The organism is Acidobacteriota bacterium, assembly GCA_039028635.1.
GTDB lineage: Bacteria > Acidobacteriota > Thermoanaerobaculia > Multivoradales > JBCCEF01 > JBCCEF01.
The window spans coordinates 34,997-55,753 of sequence record JBCCHV010000038.1; the positions used below are offsets into that span (position 1 = coordinate 34,997).

Consider the following 20,757-nt stretch of genomic DNA (forward strand, 5'->3'; position numbering starts at 1 on the left):
CCGGTGGGCTCCTGCGATGGGGTCAAGTTCGGTGCGACGGAGCTCCCGAGACGAGGTTCACGGCGGCCCTCATGCGAACCACTCCGTCCTCGAGGTGACGCGAGAATTTCTCGATCAGGATGCGCCGCACCGCCGCGCGGGCTTCGTCGCCGGCGGCGGTGATCAGCTCGCCGATGGAGAAGGAGTCGAGGGCGAAGTCCGCCGCTTCGGCGGCTGGGAGGCCGCCGCCGGTGGCGAGCTTCTCGCGCCATGGAGTGGTCTCGACGTCACGGAACCCTGCGGCTTCGAGAAGCGCGACGAAGCGCTCGGCCTGGGCATAACGGAAGGGACCAGGCTGGTCGTCTTCGGCTTCCGGAAGATCGACGATGCCGACCGCCGCCTCGCGCACGGTCGACATCCACGGGTTGTCGGTCGGCGGACCCCAGACGGCGAAGGTGAACCGGCCGTCCGGCGACAGCCAGCGTCGGAGATTGGAAAAGGCCGCCATGGGGTCGTCGAAGAACATCACTCCGAAGCGCGACGTCAGCCGGTCGTAGAGCTGCGACGGCGGCGGTTCGGTGGCGGCGTCTGCGAGCTTGAACTCGATGCTCTTGTCCGCGAGGGGAATCCTCGCCTTCGCCGCCTCGACCAGGTCCGAGGAGATGTCGAAGCCGTGCACGACGCTGCCCTCGGGGGCCCGCCGCCGCAACTCCAGAGTCGTGGCGCCCCCGCCGCAGCCGATCTCGGCGATGCGGCAGGCGGTCTCCATGCGCAGGACTTGAATCAGAGACCCATCGAGGGGCGCGAAGGTCGCCTCCATGCCGGCGGCGTAATCGCGCCAGTGAGCGCCGCGGGACGTGGCCCAGTCGGAGTTGGAGTGGGTGTTGCTCATCGATTGATCGAATCCTTGGGCAGAGGTCGGGTTTTCAGTGGATGCCTGCGGCTCACGGGGCGCCCCAACGTCGGAAGTCGGACGGCGTTCGCCCGGTGGTGCGGCGAAACTGGCGCGTGAAGGCGCTCTGGTCAGCATAGCCGCAGTCGAGGGCAATCTGGGCGATCGGCCGGTGGGAGTCGACCAGTTCCTGGCAGGCGTGCTCGATGCGCGTCTTGAGCAGCCATTGCCCCGTCGACAACCCGAAGATGCGCTTCATCCGCCGATCGAGCTGATATACCGAGAGGGATGCACTGACGGCCAGTTCCCGGACTGAAGGAGGTTTGTCCAGTTGCTCCTTGGCGGTCGCCAGAGCTGCCGCGAATTGACCGAAGTCCCAGTCTTTGAGGTCCGGTGCGGCGAGGTCGCGGGAGACCCCGACCAGGCCGATGACGCTGCCGTCCTTGCCTCGCAGGGGTAGCTTGTGGGTCAGGCACCAGCCCTTGCGGCGGGGCTGGTAGACGTGCAGCTCGAGCCGGCCGAGGAGCTGTCGGCCCGAGCGCAGGACTTCGCGGTCTTGCGCTTCGTAGCTGCGCCCCAGCTCACCGCCGAAGATCTCCGATGGGGTGCGCCCCAGCAGTTGTGACTTGTGCCGTTTGCCGCATCGACGGACCAGGGTCTCGTTGACGCAGATGTACTGGCCGACGTCGTTTTTGATGAAGAACACCGTCTCGGGCATGAGGTCGAACAGGGCTTCGGCGGTGAAGGGCTCCGCTAGTTGCTCGAGAATATGTTCCACGAAGGAGCTGTCCTTGCCAGCCGTCTTGTTCATGGCCGGATTGTGCCAGAAATCAAGTCGAGCGTCGGATCCGGGTCAAGACGGTGGAGTCCTCGGGAACTAGACTTTGGGAAGTTCGGGCGAAGAGCCGTTCTGCCGAATCCCGTCTTTCGTAGGAGGCCGCGATGAGCCGAGGTGCGAAGGTCTTTACCGGCTGTATGCCGGCGTTGATGACGCCCTGCGACGCCCAGGGCGTCGTCGACTTCGAGGCGCTGGCTCGCAAGGGGCGAGAGCTGGTCGATGCCGGCATGAGTGCGGTGGTGTATTGCGGCTCGATGGGTGACTGGCCTTTGCTCGACGACGAGCAGCGCATGCAGGGCGTCGAGCATCTGGTCGCCGCGGGGGTTCCCACGGTGGTCGGGACCGGCGCTCAGAACTCGCGTCGCGCCGTCGCCCTGGCGACCCATGCCGGCGAGGTTGGCGCGGCCGGCTTGATGGTGATTCCGCGAGTGCTCTCCCGCGGCACGTCTCCCGCTGCCCAGCGGGCTCACTTCGCCGGCATTCTGGAAGCGGCGCCGGGGCTTCCCGCCGTCATCTACAACAGCCCTTACTACGGATTCGAGACTCGCGCCGAGCTGTTCTTCGACCTGCGAGAGAAGTACTCGAATCTGGTCGGTTTCAAGGAGTTCGGTGGGGCCCCGTCTCTGAGCTACGCTGCCGAGCACATCACCAGCGGAGACCCGAATCTCATCCTGATGGTGGGGGTCGACACTCAGGTGGTGCATGGCTATGTCCACTGCGGTGCCGGGGGCGCGATCACCGGCATCGGCAACGCGCTGCCGAAGGAGGTGCTGCGTCTGGTCGCACTCTGCGAGCGGGCAGCCGAGGGGGATGCCGAGGCCCTGCGCCTCGCCCAGGAGCTCGACGAAGCCTTGAGTGTCTTGGCGACCTTCGACGAGGGGCCGGACCTGGTGCTTTACTACAAGCACCTGATGGTGCTCGAAGGCTGCCCCGAGTACGAGCATCAGCTCAACTCCGCGGATGCCTTGAGCCCGCAGCAGCGGGCCTTCCTCGAGACGCACTGGCGGCAGTTTCGCCGTTGGTGGGAGCGCTGGCCCGGTGCGGCGGCCTGAGGGGCGAGGCGAGCCATGCGCGTGATCGATTCCCATACCGAAGGCGAGCCGACCCGGGTGATCGTCGAAGGCGGTCCGGCGCTCGGATTCGGCTCCCTCGCCGAGCGCCGAGAGCGCTTCGAGCGCGAGTTCGATCACGTGCGGCGGGCGGTGATTCTCGAGCCGAGAGGCTCGGACGCCTTGGTGGGGGCTCTCCTCTGTCCGCCCACCAACAGCCGCTATGCGACCGGGGCGATCTTCTTCAACAACGAGGGGTACCTCGGTATGTGCGGCCACGCCACCATTGGGGTCGCCGTGACTCTGGCCTATCTGAGTCGCTCTGGGCTGGGGCAGATCGCCATCGAAACGCCGGTCGGTGGGGTTCAGGTCGAGCTCACCGATCCCAACCAGGCGACGGTCGAGAACGTGCCGAGCTACTGCTATCGACGCGAGGTCGTCGTCGAAGTCGAGGGCCTCGGTGAGGTCACCGGTGCGGTGGCCTGGGGCGGCAACTGGTTCTTTCTAGTGAACGGGACGCCTTGCGAGATCGTGCGGCGTCATGAAGGCAGGCTCACCCAGGCGGCGATTCGGATCAAGGCTGCCCTCGAAGAGCGCGGCATCACCGGCCGCGATGGTCAGGTGATCGATCACATCGAGTTCTTCGAACCGCCGCGCTCGGCCGGTGCCGACTCCCGCAACTTCGTCCTCTGCCCCGGAAACGTCTACGATCGCTCGCCCTGCGGCACGGGTACCAGCGCCAAGCTCGCCTGCCTGGCCGAGAGCGGCGAGCTCGCCGCCGGCGAGACCTGGGTCCAGGAGTCGATGATCGGCAGCCGCTTCGTCGCCAGCTACCGGCGCAACGAGGTGGGCGAGATCATCACCCGGGTGACCGGGCGGGCCTACGTTTGCAGCGAGGCGGAGCTCCACTTCCATCCCGACGACCCCTTCGTTCACGGGATCGCTTGACGGTGACCACGCGTAGCGAAAGCGTCGTGGTGGTGGGCGGCGGCATCGTGGGCATCGCCTGCGCTCACTATCTTCAGAGGGCTGGCTACGGGGTGACGGTGATCGATCGCTCCGGCATCGGGCAGGCCTGCTCCCACGGCAACTGCGGCTACATCTGCCCCAGCCACGTGCTGCCCCTCAACGAGCCGGGAGCGCTGCGCGAGGGCCTTGTTTCGCTGGTGAATCCGAGCGCGCCGCTGCGCATTCGGCCTCAGATGCGGCTCAGCCTCTATCGCTGGCTGCTGCAGTTCGCGCGTCGCTGTACGCACCGGCAAATGCTCGAGGCTGGTCGCTGCCTGCTGCCGATTCTGGAGTCGTCCATGGACGAGTACCGAAAGCTCTTTACTGAGCTGCCGGCGGCGGGGGAGTGGAAGGAGAACGGCCTCGCCTATGTCTTCCAGGAAGAGGCTGCCTTCGAGGCCTTTGCCCGCACCGATCGCCTACTTTCCGAGACCTATGGCGTCACGGCGCAGCGAGTGGAGGGTGACGATTTGAGCGCCTTCGATCCCGCCCTCAAGCCGGGGTTGGCGGGCGCCTACTTCTATGACGACGACGGCTCCGTACGGCCGGATCGACTGGTGCGCGATTGGTCTGGGCACCTGTCCCGAAGTGGCGTCGAGCTGATCGAGGACTGTCGCCTCGAAGGGGTTTCCAGGTCGGGTGGCGCGATCGTCTCTCTCTCGACCTCCCGTGGAGACATGACTGCCGACCACTTCGTGTTTGCCCTCGGCTCGTGGTCCAGCAAGTGGTCCAGCGAGCTGCGCTGCGCGCTGCCGGTCGAGCCCGGCAAGGGATACTCCGTCACCATGAGTCGGCCGCAGGTCTGCCCGCGACACCCGATGCTCTTCCCCGAGCAACGCATCGGCGTGACGCCCTTCGACCATGGCTTTCGAATCGGCTCGATGATGGAGTTCGTCGGTTGGGACACGAGCATTCCCGAGCGCCGTATCGAGCAGCTCCAGGAGTCGGCGCGCCCGTACCTCGTTCATCCGGTGGGCGAGGAGGTACGCGAAACCTGGTACGGCTGGCGGCCGATGACCTGGGACAGCCTGCCGATCATCGGGCGAGCGCCGCGTCTCGACAATGCCTTTCTGGCCACCGGCCACAACATGCTCGGCCTCACCATGGCGGCGGCGACCGGGCGGTTGATCGCCGAGCTGGTCGCGGAGCAGCCGACGCACATCGATATCGAAGCGTTCTCACCGCAGCGCTTCTGAAACGCTCACCAACTCATGGATCGAAAACGATGACCAAGCCGACGGGAAAGCACCTGATTGCAGGAGAGTGGGTCGATGGCACCGGCACCTTCTACTCGACGCCCGCCACCGGGGAGCCCTTCGCGTTCTCGAACGGTACGGCCGACCTCGCCGACCGCGCAGCGCGGGCGGCGGCCGAGGCCTTCGTCACCTATGGCCAGAGCTCGCGTCAGCGGCGGGCCGAGCTTCTTGACGCCATCGCGTCACAGCTCGAGAAGAGCGGCGAGGAGATCACTCACCTCGCGCAATGCGAATCCGGACTGCCGGCCGCCCGGCTCCAGGGTGAGCTGGGGCGGACCACTGGACAGCTCCGCCTGTTCGCCGAGCACATCCTGGCCGGTGACTACCTCGAGCGGCAAACCACCGCGGCGTTGCCCGATCGCGCGCCCTTGCCGCGTCCCGAGCTGCGTCTCCTGATGCGGCCCGTGGGACCAGTGGTCGTCTTCGGCGCCTCCAACTTTCCCCTCGCTTTCTCGACCGCCGGTGGCGACACCGCCTCCGCCTTGGCGGCTGGCTGCCCGGTCATCGTCAAAGGGCATCCCGCTCACCCGGCCACCGGCGAAGCGGTCGCCCAGGCGATCCTCGCGGCCCTTCAGGAGACCGGGACGCCCTTGGGAACCTTCGGCTATCTGCTGGATTCCGGGTACCAGGTCGCCCGTACCCTGGTGCAGCACCCGGCGGTCAAGGCGGTCGGATTCACCGGTTCCCTCAAGGCCGGGCGCACCCTGTTCGACCTGTGCGCGGCGCGGCCCGAGCCGATTCCCTTCTTCGGAGAGATGGGGTCGATCAACCCCAACTTCGTGCTGCCCGCGGCCCTTGCCAATCGGACGACCGAGCTGGCCCAGGGCTGGGCTGGCTCCTTGACCCTCGGCGCCGGCCAGTTCTGCACCAACCCGGGCGTGGTCTTCCTGCAGGACGGAGAGGCCGCCGAGCAGTTCGTCCAGCAGGCGACCGCGGCCCTTTCAGAGGCCGAGCCCCAGACCATGCTGACCGACGGCATTGCGCGATCCTTCAGGGCGAGCGCTGAACGGCTCGGCGAGATCGAAGGCGTCGCCAAGCGCTTCGGCAGCTCCGCAGAAGGACGAGCCGCGACCCCTTTTCTCAACGAAACCAATGGCGCCACCTGGCGGTCGACGCCCGAGCTCGCGGAAGAAGTCTTCGGCCCCCTGGGCCTCGTCGTCCGGGTCTCCTCCGCCGAAGAGCTCCTCGACATTGCCTCCTCCCTCCACGGGCAGCTCACCGCCACCCTCCATCTCGAAGAGGCCGACCATCAGGTCGCCGCCCGCCTGCTGCCGGTTCTCGAGCAAAAGGCCGGCAGAATCCTCGCCAACGGCTTTCCCACCGGCGTCGAAGTCGACGCCGCCATGATGCACGGCGGCCCTTATCCAGCGAGCACCAACGCCAGCACCACCTCCGTGGGCACTCTGGCCATCCGGAGATTCCTCCGGCCGGTCTGTTACCAGAACCTGCCGGAGGGGTTGCTGCCGTTGGATCTGCAGGGGTAGCGCCCGCAGCGGGCGACTCGGAACCGAAGTGGCCCGGCCGAGGCCTCGCTGAGATGGAGGGGAGGAGGGCCTAACTGAGCTCGCCGCAGTCGGCGATCACGACCTTCTTGCTGGTCTGACCGCTACCGCTACCCAGCGCCTCGACGGCGCTGACCACGTCCATGCCCTCGACCACCTTCCCGAACACCACGTGCTTGCCGTCCAGCCACGCGGTCTGCACCGTGGTCAGGAAAAACTGCGAACCGTTGGTGTTGGGTCCGGCATTGGCCATCGACAGGATGCCGGGGCCCTCGTGCTTCAGCTCGAAGTTCTCGTCCTCGAACTTCTCGCCGTAGATCGACTTGCCACCCATGCCATTGCCGTGGGTGAAATCCCCTCCCTGGCACATGAACTGGGTGATCACGCGGTGAAACGTGCTGCCCTTGTAGCCAAAGCCCTTCTCGCCGGTACAAAGAGCGCGGAAATTCTCCGCGGTCTTCGGAACCACGTCATTGGCCAGCTCCATCACGATGCGGCCCATACGGTCACCGCCAGCTTCGATGTCGAAAAATACGCGTGTTCTCTCCATGGCCGGGAGGCTACCACCTCTTGGTCCTCTGGCACCGCGGGAGCCTTAGGGACCGCTCGGTGCCTGTCTGAGCTTGTTCCAGATCAGGGCGTGGCTTACCCTTGGTTCAGTTATCGCTGCATTTGTACGCTCCATGACGATTTTCGCCGCCTCGAGGAGAATTTCTGGCCAAGGTCCGTCTACCTCCCCGAGGCCTGAAAGGAGGTGGCATGCCCGAGCTGTCCCAGCCGGAACGATCGTGCGATCTGGTGATGAAAGGTGGCATCACCAGCGGTGTGGTGTACCCCCATGCGGTACTCGAGATCGCGAAGAACTTTCGCCTGGCGAATGTGGGCGGAACCTCTGCCGGAGCAATTGCCGCGGGGCTTTCTGCGGCGGCGGAATATGGACGTGACCAAGGAGGCTTCAAAAAGCTCGGCAGGCTCTCCGACTTCTTGAAAGACCATCTGCTGGATCTCTTTCAGCCTCACCCTCGCCATCGCAAGGCCTTCAAGCGGCTCCTCGCCCTGATGGACAAGCAAAAGCGCCGCAAGGCGAGAGGTCGAGACCTCGTGGAAGGCTTGGGGGATGTTGTGAAGCTGGTGCCTACGGCCTGGCGCGTCGTCCAGAGCTATCGCTGTCTGGATACGACCTACTATGGGCTTTGTCCCGGGACGACTCAGGCGGGAAGGGTGCCAGCGCTCACGGACTGGCTTACCGAGATGGTCGAACAGATCGCGGGCCGTATGGACGGAGACGAGCTGCCGGCCACGCCCTTGACTTTTGGTGATCTCGAGAAGAAGGGCATCCTGCTGCGGACTCTGACGACGGACTTGGGGGGTAAGCGGCCGGTAGTCTTACCGCTGATCGATGAGTCATGGATGTTTCGAGAAGACGAGTTCCGGGCGCTGTTCCCGGGACACATCGTGGACTGGATGGTGGAGAAGGGCGAGGCGGACGAAAAGGCGAAGGGCTTCTTCAAGCTTCCCCGGTCGCAGGATCTGCCGGTTCTGTTCGGGATGCGCCTGAGTCTTAGCTTTCCCTTCCTCCTGGCCGCCATTCCTCTCTACCGGCGGGATTTCTCGCTCAGGCTCGACAAGGACGAGCAGTGGAAGCCCCGCTGCTGCTGGATGTCCGATGGAGGTCTGAGCAGTAATTTTCCGATTCACCTCTTCGATAGTCCCATGCCGCAGCGGCCGACGTTCGGAATTTCTCTTACCGAATTCAGCCCCCATCGCCATGACCGTGACCCGACGAGTGTGTCGGGACGGGTGTTCTTGCCCAAGGATGACAACCCGAACGCCGGGCGGCTGCGCCCGATCGGAACCGTCGGCAGCCCCATCGGTTTTCTTGGAGCGATGTTCGACACGGCGCGAAACTGGCAGGACTCGCTTCAAACGGTGCTGCCGGGCTATCGAGAGCGAATCGTCCAAATTGCCTTGACTAAAGAGGAGGGTGGGCTGAACCTCGACATGGATCCAGATGTCGTGGCCAGGCTTTTGAAGTATGGACAGCGCGCGGGCCAGGAGCTCAGTGGGTTCAACTTGCAAGAGCACCAGTGGCGGAGATTTCTCGCCTCGTATGGCGCCTTCGAAGCGGCCTTCGAGGGTATGGCCGAGACCTACGACGAGTTTCGGTCCGCCGTCGCATCACACAAGCCTCTCGGATATGAAGCCCTCCTGCCGGGTCGAGAAGAACTGCTCGGAAGGCTGGACTCCCTCATGGCGGTTGCCAAGGCCTGGGCAAAAGAGCCTCGACGCAACAATGTTGCCAATGGTCGCGGCGTGCCCAAGCCCCGCGCCCGGCTGAAATTCGCCCCCAAAGACCAAGGAGCCAGTGCGGACTGAAGGGGCAATGAGCTGTCAAGGAAGAGTTCATGATTGCACCGGTTTCACGGTAGCTCCAGAGCTGGGCAGTTTTGGTGCTAGATTCGAGCTGGTTCTACCCCCGTACTGTGTTGCTCCCTGAAGGTCGGAGGTTAGTAGCGCAGCGCGTTTCGCCTGAAGAGTTCGACCTCTTCCGGTTGGATGATCTCGGAAGCCTCTGACGCTGATCCGATTCGGATCCTTGAGACGCCGAGTGCTTTCTTGAGCTCTATGCTCGAAATCCAGCTATTGTTCCAGATTTGAGCATCTTCTCCATCGATGATTTGGCAAAGGGGTTCCTCGCTCTTGAAGGAGATTGTGTCAGAGAGCGGTTGTGCGATTCTTTGTAGCCAGATCTGAAGATATCCATTATAGGGGACGCGCTTCAGGCGACTCTGAACCTTCTTCCAGAGCGCCGCTTTTTTTTGGTTGGGTGAAAAGGAGATTAGACGACTCAAGATCCCGGCCACAGCAGGGAAGGTTGCTGGTGAGACGACTGCGATGTCAGTGGCAATGGCAGCTAACACGTCTAGGTCTCTGACATTGTCTTTCGTCTTGTCGAGGTTGGAGTGGAATTCTGAGACTAGTCGACGAAGACTTCCGCTGTTCGGAAATCGCCTGCCAAACGAGTGAAGTCTCAAGAGTTGCTTTTGAGCGGTCTTTGCATTTGTAGTGCCGAGGTCTTGGAGGTCAATGCCGGCAAGTTTGTCTCTCTTGATAGATCCTTCTATGACATTGTCGTGAGTCGTCGTTTTTGCTGTGCCGAGCTTCATGCCGGCTCTTCGCAGGCTGTGGCTTACTACTTTGAGTATGAACTCGCCCTTGGAGTCGTCGTTGGTGAATATTCTGTAGTCATCTCGATATCTCAAGATTTTAAAATTGCCAACCCCTTTGAGGCTCTCCGTGATGAGGCTGTCGACATAGACGAGGACAATCTCCGCTACTAGGTCCATTAGGGTTGAACCTTGTGGGATCCCATTGGTCTGTCCATAACGGCTTGCCTGAATATGCTTATCGATTCTGTTTCCTAGTAGCGATGGGTCTCTCTTTCGATTCTTCGATTCTTCAAGGCCGTGAAGGGCCCATGGGATGCTATGGGTGTAAAGGGATCCGTAGCAGTCGGATACGTCGGTCTGAAGTAAGTGGTTGAATTCTAGTGACAGTTCCAGGGAACGTTGCTCGACCTGTTGCCACCAGTTTCGGATCTGTATCGCCTGATCTTTCTGGTGATCGGTCGACATCAAGGGGGGACTGCACCACTCGACCGCGCTCTGATTGGATGACCGCAGGTGATTGCAGATTGTGTTCCAATTCTCTGGTAAACAGATCAAGTTCACGAGCGAGACGTAGAGGGCTGGATGAATTAGTTCGTATGGCCGCCATGAGAATCTTCCATCCTTATTCGTGTCGAGGCTGTAGTTGACATCCGGAAGCGACTCCGGTGGCTCTTTCTTGAAGGTGGGGTAGCTTCGGCTATTCATGATTCCGTCAACGCTGGTCAGAATCGGCTCAAAGCTCATATAGCTTGGTAGGTCGCTAGTGAGGTAGCTGCTTCCCTTGAGGAAATATTTCTTCGCCTTTGCTGCTGCGATGTCGACTAGGTTCAGCATTCTTCTGTATAGGGTGCAAGCAGAATTTATTCTGATCAGATGAAAGAAGGCGGCCCAATTGGATAGTTACTGGATGTTGATGTTCAGAGAACTCTAATCGATGCGAGCGGGATGTACAACGATGGTAGGTGAAGTTCGACACGCTCCCGGATGTAGGCGGGAACCAGTTTCCCCACCCGCAGAGGTATAGTCCGCGGTTCCAGGGCTACTGTGACCTCCTTGCCCAAGGCTGTACGCCTTGTGATTCTCTGAGGCGTGATGCCGAGCCACCGAAATCCCAGCCCCTGCTTCGTCAGAGGCGCACTTGGTGGATCGTCCGGATAGGGTGGGATTCGCTTCGAAAGTCCGCTCTCCGAAGGCGTGCGGGCGAACCCCCGAGATCCCACGCCTCTCCGTCAGATCCCGGCCTGGTGGCCGGGATTCTGGCGGAGGGGGTGGGATTCGAACCCACGGTCGGCGTGAACCGACGCCGGTTTTCAAGACCGGTGCATTCGACCACTCTGCCACCCCTCCGCTGGGGTGGATGCTATCGGATTCCTAGGGCTCGGAGGGGGTGGTTCGGTAGAGGCGCCAGCGGCCTTCGGTGGTGATCGGAGCGATCTCGGGTTTGCTGCCGAGGGTGGCGTGGCCGGGGTCGTCGGCGCTGAGGAGGAGGTGGCTGAAGTGGGCGAAGTCTCCGGGCTGGACGTAGGCCGGGAACCACTCGAGGCCGTTGGTCCATGGGGTCTCGCGGGGTGGGTCGTAGACCACCAGGCTGGGGGCGAATTCGGCGAAGGAGAAGTTGAGCTCGCCGCCGCGGGCGACCTGGGCGTAGGCGAAGGTCTGGATAAATGGGGAGCCTTCGAGAAAGCGGCTCGGGGGACCGAGGTCGAGGCCGAGGACGCGGGGCTCGTCGGGGAGGGCTTCGAGGCTTGCGGCGAGGCCAGAGAGCTCTTGGTGCTCGATGGCGGTCCACAGCAGGCTGGTGGCGGCGACGAAGAGAACGAGCAAGGTGGCGGCGAGGGGTAGGCGGATGAGCTTGGGGAGCCGCGGCGCCGGCAGGGCGAGAAGGGCGCAGACGAGGGCCAAGGGCAGCCAGCGGTCGTCGAGGAAGATGGTGTTGGTGTACTTGTCCGGCAGGAGCAGGTAGAGGCCGAAGAAGAAGCCGGCGGCGAGGGCTAAGGGGCGGTCGGTTCGCTCGGCGAGCTGGCGGCGGTTGCTGAGCACGGCGACAACCAGCCAGAGGAGAAGGACGGCGAGGGCTAACGGCTCGAGGGGGCTCTTGAGGCCTCCGAAGGCGGCATCGCGCAGGGCGTCGGGGCCGAGGCGCTGCCACGGCGGGACGACCCACAGGGCCGGGGTGGAGAAGGTGGTGTCGCGCAGCCCCGCGAACCAGACGGCGGCGCCCATGGCGATCGGGGCGATGGCGGCGAAGCGTGGCCAGTTGCGCAGCAGCTCGCGCGGCCGGGTGATGCTCCACAGGGCGAGCCAGAGGCCGCCGGCGGCGAGCCACAGGGCATGGCCCATGTAGAGCAGGATGGCGGCGGCGAGGAAGCGCAGGAGGTCTTTCCAAGGCTTGGGATCCGGCGGCTCGAGGGTGAGCATCAGCCAAAGGACGAAGGCGGGCCAGCCGATCAAGAAGCTGAAGAAACCCCAATAGAGGGCGTGGCTGAAGAACAGCATGGCGGCGAGGACAGCGCCGGCGGTGGCGCGGTCTCTGCGCGCCGCCAGGAGGTGGACGGCGCCGACCCACAGCAGCCCGATGAGCAGCATGCCGAGGCGGCCGGCGGCGAGCGGTCCGCCGAGCAACCAGCCGAGGCCGATAGCGCCATAGCTCAGGCTGTACGGGGTGAGCCATTGGATGCGGTATGGGCTCTCGGGGTCGGCGAGGGCCTCGCTCAGCAGGCGAATCTGGGCAGTCTGCTGGGGCAGGTCGGTGATTGGCGGAAAGTCGACCAGCAGGAAGGGCAGGGCGAGGGCTGCGGAGGCCAGCAGCCAGCCGAAGAGGCGTCCGATGGGCGAGGCGTTGGAGGCGGTGCGGGGCATCTTTTGGCCCCGCGAAGGGGGCAGATCCTTCTGCTATGCTGACGTTCTTGCAAGAACGTCAAATGATCGTAAACGGCGGGGGGGTTCGTGGGCAATAACGCGCAAGAAGAGTCGCGGCAGCCGGAAGTCGACATTTCAGTAGTGATGCCTTGCCTCGACGAGGCCGAGGGGGTCGGAATTTGTGTCGAGAAGGCCCTCAAGGCGATCGAAGAGACCGGCATGACGGGCGAGGTGGTGGTGTCCGACAACGGCTCGACGGACGGCTCGCCGGAAATCGCCACGGCGGCCGGAGCGCGGGTGGTGTACGAATCCCGCAAGGGCTATGGCTCGGCCTATCTGAACGGCTTCGAGGCGGCTCGCGGTCGCTACATGGTGATGGGCGATGCCGACGACACCTACCCGTTCGAGAACCTCGAGCCCTTCATCGAGCCGCTGCGCGATCGCGGCTTCGACCTGGTGATGGGCACGCGCCTGAAGGGCAAGATCCTGCCCGGCGCGATGTCCTGGAGCCACCGCTGGATCGGCAACCCGATCCTCTCCGGCATGCTCAAGCTGCTGTTCCGCACCAAGATCTCCGACTCCCACTGCGGCATGCGCTCCTTCACCCGCGACGCCTACGAGCGCATGGGCCTGCGCACCACCGGCATGGAGTTCGCTTCGGAGATGGTGGTCAACTCGCTGCGCGAGAACCTCAAGATCGAGGAGATTCCGATCACCTATCGGCCGCGCATCGGCGAGTCGAAGCTGGTCGGCATGCGCGACGCCTGGCGCCACGTGCGCTTCATGCTGCAGTTCTCGCCGACCTACCTGTTCCAGCTCCCGGGCATCGTGCTGATGCTGATCGGCCTCGCCCTGGTGCTGCTGTTGGGTGGCGGCCCACGGGAGATCTTCGGCCAGACCTGGGACTACCACCCGCTGCTCTTCGGCGTGGCGGCGGCCATCCTGGGCTACAACCTGCTGCTCTTCGATGTCCTCGCCAAAGCCTTTTCGATGGGCGCCGGCTTCGCGCGCAAAGGGCAGTGGTTACCGTGGTTGGGGAAGGTTTTCACCCTCGACCGCGGCCTGTTCATCGGAGCGCTGGTCTTCCTGGTAGGCCTCGGCCTCGAGATCAAGATCGTCCTCGACTGGATCGCTTCCGGCTATGGCGAGCTGATGGCGGTGCGCGGCGTGGTGATCGGCATGGCGGCGATGGTGCTGGGTCTGCAGACCTTCTTCGCCTCGTTCTTGATCAGCCTGTTGACCATCGAGCGTCGCTGAGTCGCGGCGCCGAGCCCGTTCTTCGCCGCGGTTGGCGCCCATGACTTGCGAACCGCGGTGCCTTCCCCGTTGGGTGAGCCCTCGGCAGCGGCCGGAACGGTGCAGGCCGTGAACGAGCCCGCCTCGCCGGACGGCGGTCGCCGTTGGCTCTTCGTTCTGGCTCGCTGGCTGGTGCCGGTCCTCTTGCTGGCGGTTTTGCTGTGGCGCATTCCCCTCGCCGAGTTGCGACAGCACTTCGGAGCCGGGCCGGTGGCCTGGATCGCCCTCTACGTCCTGGTGCAGGTCGGCGTCACCCTGCTGGCCGATGGCTGGGCGACCCAGGTGGCGCTGATCGCTGCCGGTATACGGCGATCCTTCGGCGCGGTGCTGTTGGTGCGCGGAGCTTCCTACCTCCTGTCGGTGCTCAACTTCCTGCTCGGTCAGGGCGGTATCGGAATCTATCTGGTGAAGACCGGGGTGTCGGCAGCTCGCTCGACGGGGGTGGCGCTGCTGGTTTCGGTGGTGGCGCTGAGCAATCTCCTGGTGGTCGGCTTTCTGGCGCTGGTTGCGTACCGGGGCACCCTTTTCGTGCCGGGTTTGCTGCCGGCGGTTGGTTTCGCGATGGCGGCCTGGCTGGCCTATCTCGTGGTGGTGGCGAAGCCGCCGGCCTGGCTGCGGCGGCGAGACTGGCTGGGCCCGCTCACCGGCATCGGTCTCGGGCCGCATCTCAAGGCCTTCGCCGGGCGCTTGCCGCACACCTTTCTGCTGTTGCTCGGGCACTGGGGCGGTCTGCGTTTGTGGGGCGTCGAGGTGCCGCTGGGCGAAGGCATGGCGCTGATCGCGATTGTTCTCCTGATCACCGCCCTGCCGATCGCGCCGGCGGGCCTCGGGACTTTCCAGGCGGCCCAGGTGTGGCTGCTCAGCCCCTACGTGGTGGATGGCAGCGGCGAGGCCGGCATTCTGGCCTTCAGCCTGACCTACCACGCCTGCGGCATGCTGACCCAGGTGCTCTACGGCGCCCTTTGCCTCGGTCCGGCGATGCGGGTGACGGCGCGGTACGCCGCCTTGGTGCAGGACGGAGATCCCGGGCCGTGACCCCTCTTCGGATCGGCGTCGTCACCCACTACATGCCGCCTCACCAAGGCGGCATCGAGCGGGTGGCCGAGTCCCTCTTCCAGGCCTATCGGCAAGAGGGCTGGGAGGTGCGCTGGCTGGCGAGCGATGATCCGGCGAAGGCCGGCGAGGAAGGTGGCCGGGTGCGGGTGCCGACCTGGAATGTGCTCGAACGGCGTTTGGGGGTGCCGATTCCAGTCTGGGGACCGGCCGCCTGGCGGCGGCTGTCGGAGCTGGTCCGCTGGGCTGATGTGGTGCACGTCCACGATTGTCTCTATCCGGGCAGCTATTTCGCCGTGCGCTGGTCGCGGCGACGCGGAGTGCCGGTTTTTCTGACTCAGCACATCGGCTTTGTGGAGTACGGCCTGCGGCTGCTCAACGGCATCGAGAGCGTCGCCTACCGGACGTTGGGGCGTCGCACCCTGCGTGGGGTCGATCGCATCGTCCTGGCGACGCCCAGCGCCGAGACCTGGCTCGCGGACCTGCTGCCCGCCGGGCCGGCGGTGCCGCCGCGGCAAAAGATTTACAACGGCATCGATCTCGAGCGTTTCCGGCCGCCGACTCCAGAGGAGCGCCGGGCGGAGCGCGAGCACCTCGGGCTGGATCCCGGGGGTGGGCCGGTGGTGCTGTTCGTCGGCCGATTGGTGGAAAAGAAGGGCATTCCGGTGGTGGTGGAAACGGTGCGCCGCTGTCCCGAGGTGCGCTTCGTGTTGGTCGGCGACGGTCCCCTCGACGGCATGGTGCGCGAGCTGGTGACCGAGCTCGGCTCGGCGGTAGTGCATCGGCCCTCGGTGGCGCCGGAGGAGATGCAGCGCCTCTACTGGGCTGCCGATGCCTTCTTCTTGCCCTCCTACGGTGAGGGCTTGCCGCTGGTGGTGCAGGAGGCGATGGCCTGCGGGCTGCCGGCGCTGGTCTCCGAAGACGAGCCCTTCAGCCGCGAGGTGGTGGCGGCGGCCGATGGCGGCTGCCTGTCGGCCGAGCGCACCGCCGAGGCGATGGCGGCGGCGTTGCCGGCGCTCTTCGCCGAGGAGCGCAGCGTCGCCGCCCGCCGTCACGCCGAGGCCCATTGGGGATTTGCGGCGATGGCAGGTTTCTACGGCGATATCGTACGGGGCCTGACCGGCGATGGGAGAGGACGACGGCATGGCTGAGCGTAGGGCGTGGACCGCCGACGACATCGTGGAGCTGGATCTCGCCACCTGGGAGAAGATGCCGCTTCTGGCCTCGCTGCTCGAAGGTCGCTGCGAGGGTCCAGCCCTCGATATCGGTGCCGGCCTGGGCTACTACTCGCGCAAGCTGCTGGCGCCGCGGATCGAGCCCACCGTCTCCCTCGACATTGTGCTCTCGTCGCTGCTCGCTGGCGGCTTGCTGCCCTGCTGCGGCAGCGCCGACGGCCTGCCTTTCCCGACCGATACCTTCGGCACCATCCTGCTGACGGATGTCCTCGAGCACTGCCCGGACGACCGCGTCGTGCTCGACGAGGTCTGCCGGGTGCTGCGCCCCGGCGGCCACCTGATCGTCACCGTGCCCTCCCTCGAATGGGGTTTCCCGGACTTCCTCGACCTGATCGGCGTCGAGTCGGTGCACGAGCAGGAGGGCCCGGAGCGCCACTTCACCGCCGGGTACCAGGTGAAGGATCTCGAGGAGCGGCTGCAGCGGGCCGGCCTCGAGCCGGTCGAGGTGCGCTCGCTGATGCGCCTGGGCTCGAAGCTGATGCTCGACGCAATCGCCTTGGTGCATCTCTGGCTCGAGCGCGGCATCCGCAAGCGCGACTCCTGGACCTGGGGGGACCTGGTGGCGTCACCGCCGCCGGGGCTGCGTTTCTACGAGAAGGTCTTCCCGCTGGTGCGCCGAGTCCACTGGCTGCTCGGCAAGCTGCCGCCGCGCACCGGCTTCGAGCTCGCGGTGGTCGCCCGCAAGGGCTGAGCTCGCCCGACCTGCTTGGGCTAGGCCCGCGTCCAGCGGCCGATGAACTGGAACTTGTTGACGAACAGCGACAGGCCGGGGCGCTCTTCGCAGACGATCTTCGAATCCAGCTCGTCCTGGTGAAAGCCCGCTTCTGCGATCACCGGCAGCCAGTCCCAGCGCCGCTGGTAGTGGTAGAGGGAGGGCACGCCGAAGCGGCGATTGCCGGCCTCGTCGAGCAACGAGAGGGTGAGCTTGCCGAGCCAGCTCTGGTGGTTGTGGTCTTTCAACACGAAGGCGGAACGACTGCAGCGCAGCAAGTCGCGCAGGCTGGTCGGTGGGTCCGGCGTGTGGTGCAGGACGTCGACGGCATAGACGAGGTCGAAGGAGCGGTCTTCGAAGGGCAGGCGCTCGCCGTCGTAGAGCTGGGGCTCGACGAAGTGTTGGCTGCGTCGCTGAACGTCGACCGGAACGACCTCGGTGATCAGGCCTTCGGCCGTGAGCTGCTGGGCGAACCAGCCGTCGCCGCTGCCGAAGTCGAGGGCGCGAGGGACCGGGGCGATCGGGCCTAGGACGCGGCGAAGATGTTCGAGAACCCTCTGCCGGTAGGCGTTCAAGGGACGGCCTCCGGCTCGAGGAGCCCACGACGCAGCAGAAGGCCACCTCCGGCACCGAGGGCGAGGAGCAGCGCGACGCTCGGCAGGTAGGGCACCGGTCGGTCCTGGCGAGGCACGCTGAGGCTCCAGAAGGTCCAGGGCCGGAAGCGGTAGAAGACCTCGAACTGGCGCATCCAGGTGGGGGCCATGTGCGATGGGTTGGACCCGGCGATGAAGTAGGTGCGCAGCCTCGGGTGCGGCGTCGGCGAGAACTGCTCCGTGTCGTCGGGCACCCCTTCAGTGAGAATCTGCCAGACCTCACCCGGGCGGGCCAGCAGCGGCGAGTGCTCGAGGTAGAAGCCCTGCTGCGGCCACCAGAAGAAGGGCGGCAAGCCCCGTTCGAAGAAGTAGCGCTCGTGGACCGTGGTCAAGCCGAGGAGCTGGATGACCAGGCCGACGCCGATCAAACCGGTGGCCAGGGGTTTGCGCCAGGCGCTGTAGTCGCCGAAGGCCATCGCCAAGCCGAAGAGCGGCAGGGTGACGGCCAGGTAGCGTGGCCCCCAGCACCAGTCGCCGTGGAAGAAAGCCAGGCAGGAGGTGAAGAGAAGCTGCACCCCCATGACCGCGGCCGCGCACCAAGCGACCATCGGCCAGCGGCGTCGCAGGGCGTTCCAACCGAGCAGCGCCAGAAGGACCACCGGGCTGTACAGGAAGATGCTCTTGCCGGGACTGACCAGGAGGCCGATGAGCCCTTCGATCGGCGAGCCGAAGAGTGGCGGCTGGTTGACCCCGATGTCGAGCTTGTCGAAGTAGAACGGGGTGCCGAAGCGAATCTCGTTGTAGTAGAAGCTCCAGCCCAAGCCCATGGGGGCCGCCAGCAGGATCAGGCCGGCGATCTGCCAGCGCGGTCTCGCGGTCTCGGCGGTGGAGGCGGTCCAGGCGATCAGCGCCAGGGGGGCGATCAGGAGGGTGAAGTGGGGCTGGTAGTTGATCAGCACGGCGCCGGCGATGCAGGCGCCGGCGCCATAGGGAATGGCGTGGCTGAGGGCTCCCCGGGCGGCGCGAAAGCCGAGCCAGGCGGCGAGCAGCACCCAGAAGCCGTGCTGGACCTGATCGAGCACCGAGGTGGCGGCGGGCCACGCGATGGTGGCGAAAGAGTGGACGCCGGTCCACAGGGTCGCCTTGCGCAGGGGCACCGCCAAGTCGGTGAGGAAAATCAGCATGACGGCGGCGGTGGCGGCGCCGAAGAAGGCGGTCGTCAGGGAGAACAGAAACCGTCGCCGCTCGGCCAGGGGATCGTCGGTCAGCCCGCCGGCCCACACCAGCGGAATCGCGACCAGGGAAGGCGCCGCGTTGTAGTAGGAGTAGAGCTTGTCGTCGAGGCCCGGCACACCCCACAACCAGGGATCCCGAATCACCGTCTCGCCGACCGAGATCAAGCTCTGGGTGACGTCGTAGCGGAACTGTCCATCGATGCTGTCGATCCGTCCCGGCGCCGTCAGAATGTAGACGGCGGCCGTCAGCAGGAAGAAGCCGAGGGCAATTTTCGCGCGTGCGGACATGGTGAGAAGCGGCGCGAGACTAACATGGCGCCGGCTTCTCCCCGGAGCGCGCCAGCGGGGTTGGCGAGCAGGTCGCTGAAGTCCAGGATCGCTGAGTTTCGGTCCGCAAGGGGCTCCCAGCCCAGCCTGCTAGCAGGCTGCTCAAAACTATCGACTCTTGGCATCGTTGGTCCTCAAGGGCTTCCGAGCCCAAGGGGCGAGGCAGCGGCAGAGCCGCTGAGGACGGGGGTGAAGGCGCACGACATGTGCGTGCGCCTGAGGGGGACGCCTTTAGCCCCCCTGGCCGGGCGCCCCTGAAACAAACAGCAGGCGCTGGATAAGGCGCCGCGCGACTTTTTCAGCGGCCTCAGGCGGCGGCGTCTCGGCCGAAGATCTCGGCCAGGGCCTGGCTGCGGAAGGCGAAGATGCGGCGCACGTCGCGGCCGACGATCAGGGGATGGGCGAGGCGCCCGAAGAGCATGCGGTAGTCCACCTGGTCGCGCACCAGGGTGCCGCCGTCGCGCTCCTCAAAGGTGTGCTGGTGGTACCACAGGCGATACGGTCCGCGAATCTGCTCGTCGAAGAAGCGGTAGGGCGGCTCCCAGGCGGCGATGCGGGTGCGCCAGCGGATCGGCAGGCCGCGCAGCCGCAGGCGGTAGTCGATCAGGGCACCGGCCTTCATCTCGATCGGCCGCGGCGTGATCACTCGGAAGCGCAGGATGGGCGGCGTGATGCGCTCGAGGTTGTAGGCGTCGGCGTAGAACGGAAAGAGCTCGTCGAGGGAACGCGGTAGCCACTGCTCGGTGGTGAGGGTGTAGGTGCTGCCGTGACGTTCGATCTCGATCGGCGGGGCGTTGAAGGTCATTTCGCGGGCCTGTGTTTCTCGGTGAAAGTCAGGAGGTCGGGGCGGTCGGCGGCGGAATGGTACCGCTGCATGGCGGTGACTTGGCCGCGGTGGACGAGGAAGGCGCCGGGCATCTGAAAGCCGTCGCCCTCGAGTCGGCCGATGCCGTGGCCGCCGAAGATGGCGGCGCGGAATCCCTGCCACCAGACGCGCCTGCCGAAGAGCTGCCCGAAGGTGCCGCGGGGCAGGCGGGCGGCGCGGTAGAAGGAGCAGTCCGGGTCGCTGATGCGCGGCAGGTCGTCGAGCTGGTAGCGAGCGAAGTGCTCGGCGGCGCGGTTGTCCGTCGATTGGTGCACCAGAACGATGGTCACGCCGCCGCCGTCGAGGGCGGCGCGGCGCTCTGCGAGGTCGGCCAGGGTCTGGCGGCAGAAGGTGCAGCCGAAGTGGCGCAGCAGCACCATCAGCACCGGCCGTTGGTGCGACAGCTCGGCGGTGGTCGGACCGTGGGAGGTGCGCGACACGGCGAGGAGCTCGTCGAGGTCGAGGGTGGCGCCGGTGCGGCGCTGGCCGTGGCGGAAGGCAGACCACAGGATGATCGCGAAGGGCGCCCACCACACCAGGTCGTTGGTCGGCAGGGTGAGCCCGAAGGCCCAGGGCAGCTCGCCTTCGAGGGCGGCGGCGAGAAAACCGATCGGGCCGAAGATCTTGCCGAGGAAGCCGACCAAGACGATCGGCCAGTGACGGAAAGGATCGCGGGCGGCGATGCCGTAGCCGATGCCGTAGACGCCGACGATCATGCCGACGCACTGCCAGATGCCGGGGTAGAGCGGCGGCTCCATCGACAGCCACTGGAAGAGCTGCTGCGGCCACAGCACCACCCACGCGCCCCAGAGCAGGTTGTAGGCGGCGGCCAGCAGCAGGACCCGGCGCATCCATGTTGGGTTGGAAGAAGGCATGACTTGGCGGGCG

At 65.4% G+C, this 20,757-nt stretch carries 18 protein-coding genes and 1 tRNA gene; 9 read left to right on the forward strand and 10 right to left on the reverse strand.

Annotation, left to right across the window (positions count from 1 at the left end; translation table 11 throughout):
• Window positions 1-22: 22 nt before the first annotated feature.
• Together AAF604_15765 and AAF604_15770 are read right to left on the reverse strand one after the other, a co-directional pair.
• A complete protein-coding gene (locus AAF604_15765; protein ID MEM7051126.1) occupies window positions 23-871 on the reverse strand; it encodes a class I SAM-dependent methyltransferase in 849 nt (282 codons plus the stop codon).
• Window positions 872-923: 52 nt separating this feature from the next.
• On the reverse strand, window positions 924-1,682 hold the full coding sequence (locus tag AAF604_15770) for an AraC family transcriptional regulator (protein ID MEM7051127.1): 759 nt from the start codon (window positions 1,680-1,682) through the stop codon (window positions 924-926).
• Window positions 1,683-1,813: 131 nt separating this feature from the next.
• Here AAF604_15770 and AAF604_15775 point away from each other — a divergent pair, with 131 nt between their 5' ends.
• Genes AAF604_15775 through AAF604_15790 form a run of 4 tightly spaced genes read left to right on the forward strand, consistent with a single transcriptional unit; the run spans window position 1,814 to window position 6,506 of the window.
• Window positions 1,814-2,761, forward strand: coding sequence for a dihydrodipicolinate synthase family protein (locus tag AAF604_15775; protein MEM7051128.1), 948 nt, complete (start codon window positions 1,814-1,816; stop codon window positions 2,759-2,761).
• Between the two features lie 15 nt (window positions 2,762-2,776).
• Window positions 2,777-3,706, forward strand: a complete 930-nt coding sequence (locus tag AAF604_15780; GenBank protein MEM7051129.1) for a proline racemase family protein — start codon at window positions 2,777-2,779, stop codon at window positions 3,704-3,706.
• A gap of 2 nt (window positions 3,707-3,708) precedes the next feature.
• Window positions 3,709-4,962: an FAD-dependent oxidoreductase gene (locus AAF604_15785; GenBank protein MEM7051130.1), complete on the forward strand. Its 1,254-nt coding sequence runs from the start codon at window positions 3,709-3,711 to the stop codon at window positions 4,960-4,962.
• Window positions 4,963-4,991: 29 nt separating this feature from the next.
• Complete coding sequence (locus AAF604_15790) at window positions 4,992-6,506, forward strand: aldehyde dehydrogenase (NADP(+)) (GenBank protein MEM7051131.1); 1,515 nt, start codon at window positions 4,992-4,994, stop codon at window positions 6,504-6,506.
• 70 nt (window positions 6,507-6,576) lie between these two features.
• On the opposite strand, the gene AAF604_15795 is transcribed toward AAF604_15790, so the two are convergent.
• On the reverse strand, window positions 6,577-7,074 hold the full coding sequence (locus AAF604_15795; protein MEM7051132.1) for a peptidylprolyl isomerase: 498 nt from the start codon (window positions 7,072-7,074) through the stop codon (window positions 6,577-6,579).
• A 209-nt stretch (window positions 7,075-7,283) separates the two neighbouring features.
• Here AAF604_15795 and AAF604_15800 point away from each other — a divergent pair, with 209 nt between their 5' ends.
• Complete coding sequence (locus AAF604_15800) at window positions 7,284-8,900, forward strand: hypothetical protein (GenBank protein ID MEM7051133.1); 1,617 nt, start codon at window positions 7,284-7,286, stop codon at window positions 8,898-8,900.
• 131 nt (window positions 8,901-9,031) lie between these two features.
• Here the strand turns inward: AAF604_15800 and AAF604_15805 are convergent, their stop codons facing one another.
• The 3 genes from AAF604_15805 to AAF604_15815 all read right to left on the reverse strand — a co-directional run bounded on the left by AAF604_15805 (window position 9,032) and on the right by AAF604_15815 (window position 12,553).
• On the reverse strand, window positions 9,032-10,528 hold the full coding sequence (locus tag AAF604_15805; protein ID MEM7051134.1) for a reverse transcriptase domain-containing protein: 1,497 nt from the start codon (window positions 10,526-10,528) through the stop codon (window positions 9,032-9,034).
• 423 nt (window positions 10,529-10,951) lie between these two features.
• Window positions 10,952-11,041: transfer RNA gene (locus AAF604_15810), tRNA-Ser, on the reverse strand.
• A gap of 24 nt (window positions 11,042-11,065) precedes the next feature.
• Window positions 11,066-12,553, reverse strand: coding sequence for a hypothetical protein (locus AAF604_15815; GenBank protein MEM7051135.1), 1,488 nt, complete (start codon window positions 12,551-12,553; stop codon window positions 11,066-11,068).
• Window positions 12,554-12,640: 87 nt separating this feature from the next.
• On the opposite strand from AAF604_15815, the gene AAF604_15820 reads away from it, so the two are divergent.
• The 4 genes from AAF604_15820 (at window position 12,641) to AAF604_15835 (ending at window position 16,828) form a co-directional block, all read left to right on the forward strand.
• Window positions 12,641-13,810 (forward strand): glycosyltransferase family 2 protein, encoded by a 1,170-nt coding sequence (locus AAF604_15820; GenBank protein ID MEM7051136.1) that lies wholly within the window; start codon window positions 12,641-12,643, stop codon window positions 13,808-13,810.
• 108 nt (window positions 13,811-13,918) lie between these two features.
• Window positions 13,919-14,884: a lysylphosphatidylglycerol synthase domain-containing protein gene (locus AAF604_15825; GenBank protein ID MEM7051137.1), complete on the forward strand. Its 966-nt coding sequence runs from the start codon at window positions 13,919-13,921 to the stop codon at window positions 14,882-14,884.
• Window positions 14,881-16,053: a glycosyltransferase family 4 protein gene (locus AAF604_15830; protein MEM7051138.1), complete on the forward strand. Its 1,173-nt coding sequence runs from the start codon at window positions 14,881-14,883 to the stop codon at window positions 16,051-16,053. The genes AAF604_15825 and AAF604_15830 overlap by 4 nt, the downstream gene beginning before the upstream one ends.
• Complete coding sequence (locus AAF604_15835; protein MEM7051139.1) at window positions 16,046-16,828, forward strand: class I SAM-dependent methyltransferase; 783 nt, start codon at window positions 16,046-16,048, stop codon at window positions 16,826-16,828. The genes AAF604_15830 and AAF604_15835 overlap by 8 nt, the downstream gene beginning before the upstream one ends.
• A gap of 20 nt (window positions 16,829-16,848) precedes the next feature.
• Here AAF604_15835 and AAF604_15840 read toward each other — a convergent pair whose 3' ends face one another.
• The 4 genes from AAF604_15840 to AAF604_15855 form a co-directional block, all read right to left on the reverse strand.
• Window positions 16,849-17,424, reverse strand: a complete 576-nt coding sequence (locus tag AAF604_15840; protein ID MEM7051140.1) for a class I SAM-dependent methyltransferase — start codon at window positions 17,422-17,424, stop codon at window positions 16,849-16,851.
• Complete coding sequence (locus tag AAF604_15845) at window positions 17,421-18,965, reverse strand: hypothetical protein (protein MEM7051141.1); 1,545 nt, start codon at window positions 18,963-18,965, stop codon at window positions 17,421-17,423. The genes AAF604_15840 and AAF604_15845 overlap by 4 nt, the downstream gene beginning before the upstream one ends.
• A 346-nt stretch (window positions 18,966-19,311) precedes the next feature.
• Window positions 19,312-19,809: an SRPBCC family protein gene (locus tag AAF604_15850; GenBank protein ID MEM7051142.1), complete on the reverse strand. Its 498-nt coding sequence runs from the start codon at window positions 19,807-19,809 to the stop codon at window positions 19,312-19,314.
• A complete protein-coding gene (locus AAF604_15855) occupies window positions 19,806-20,744 on the reverse strand; it encodes a SelL-related redox protein (protein ID MEM7051143.1) in 939 nt (312 codons plus the stop codon). The genes AAF604_15850 and AAF604_15855 overlap by 4 nt, the downstream gene beginning before the upstream one ends.
• Window positions 20,745-20,757 lie beyond the last annotated feature (13 nt).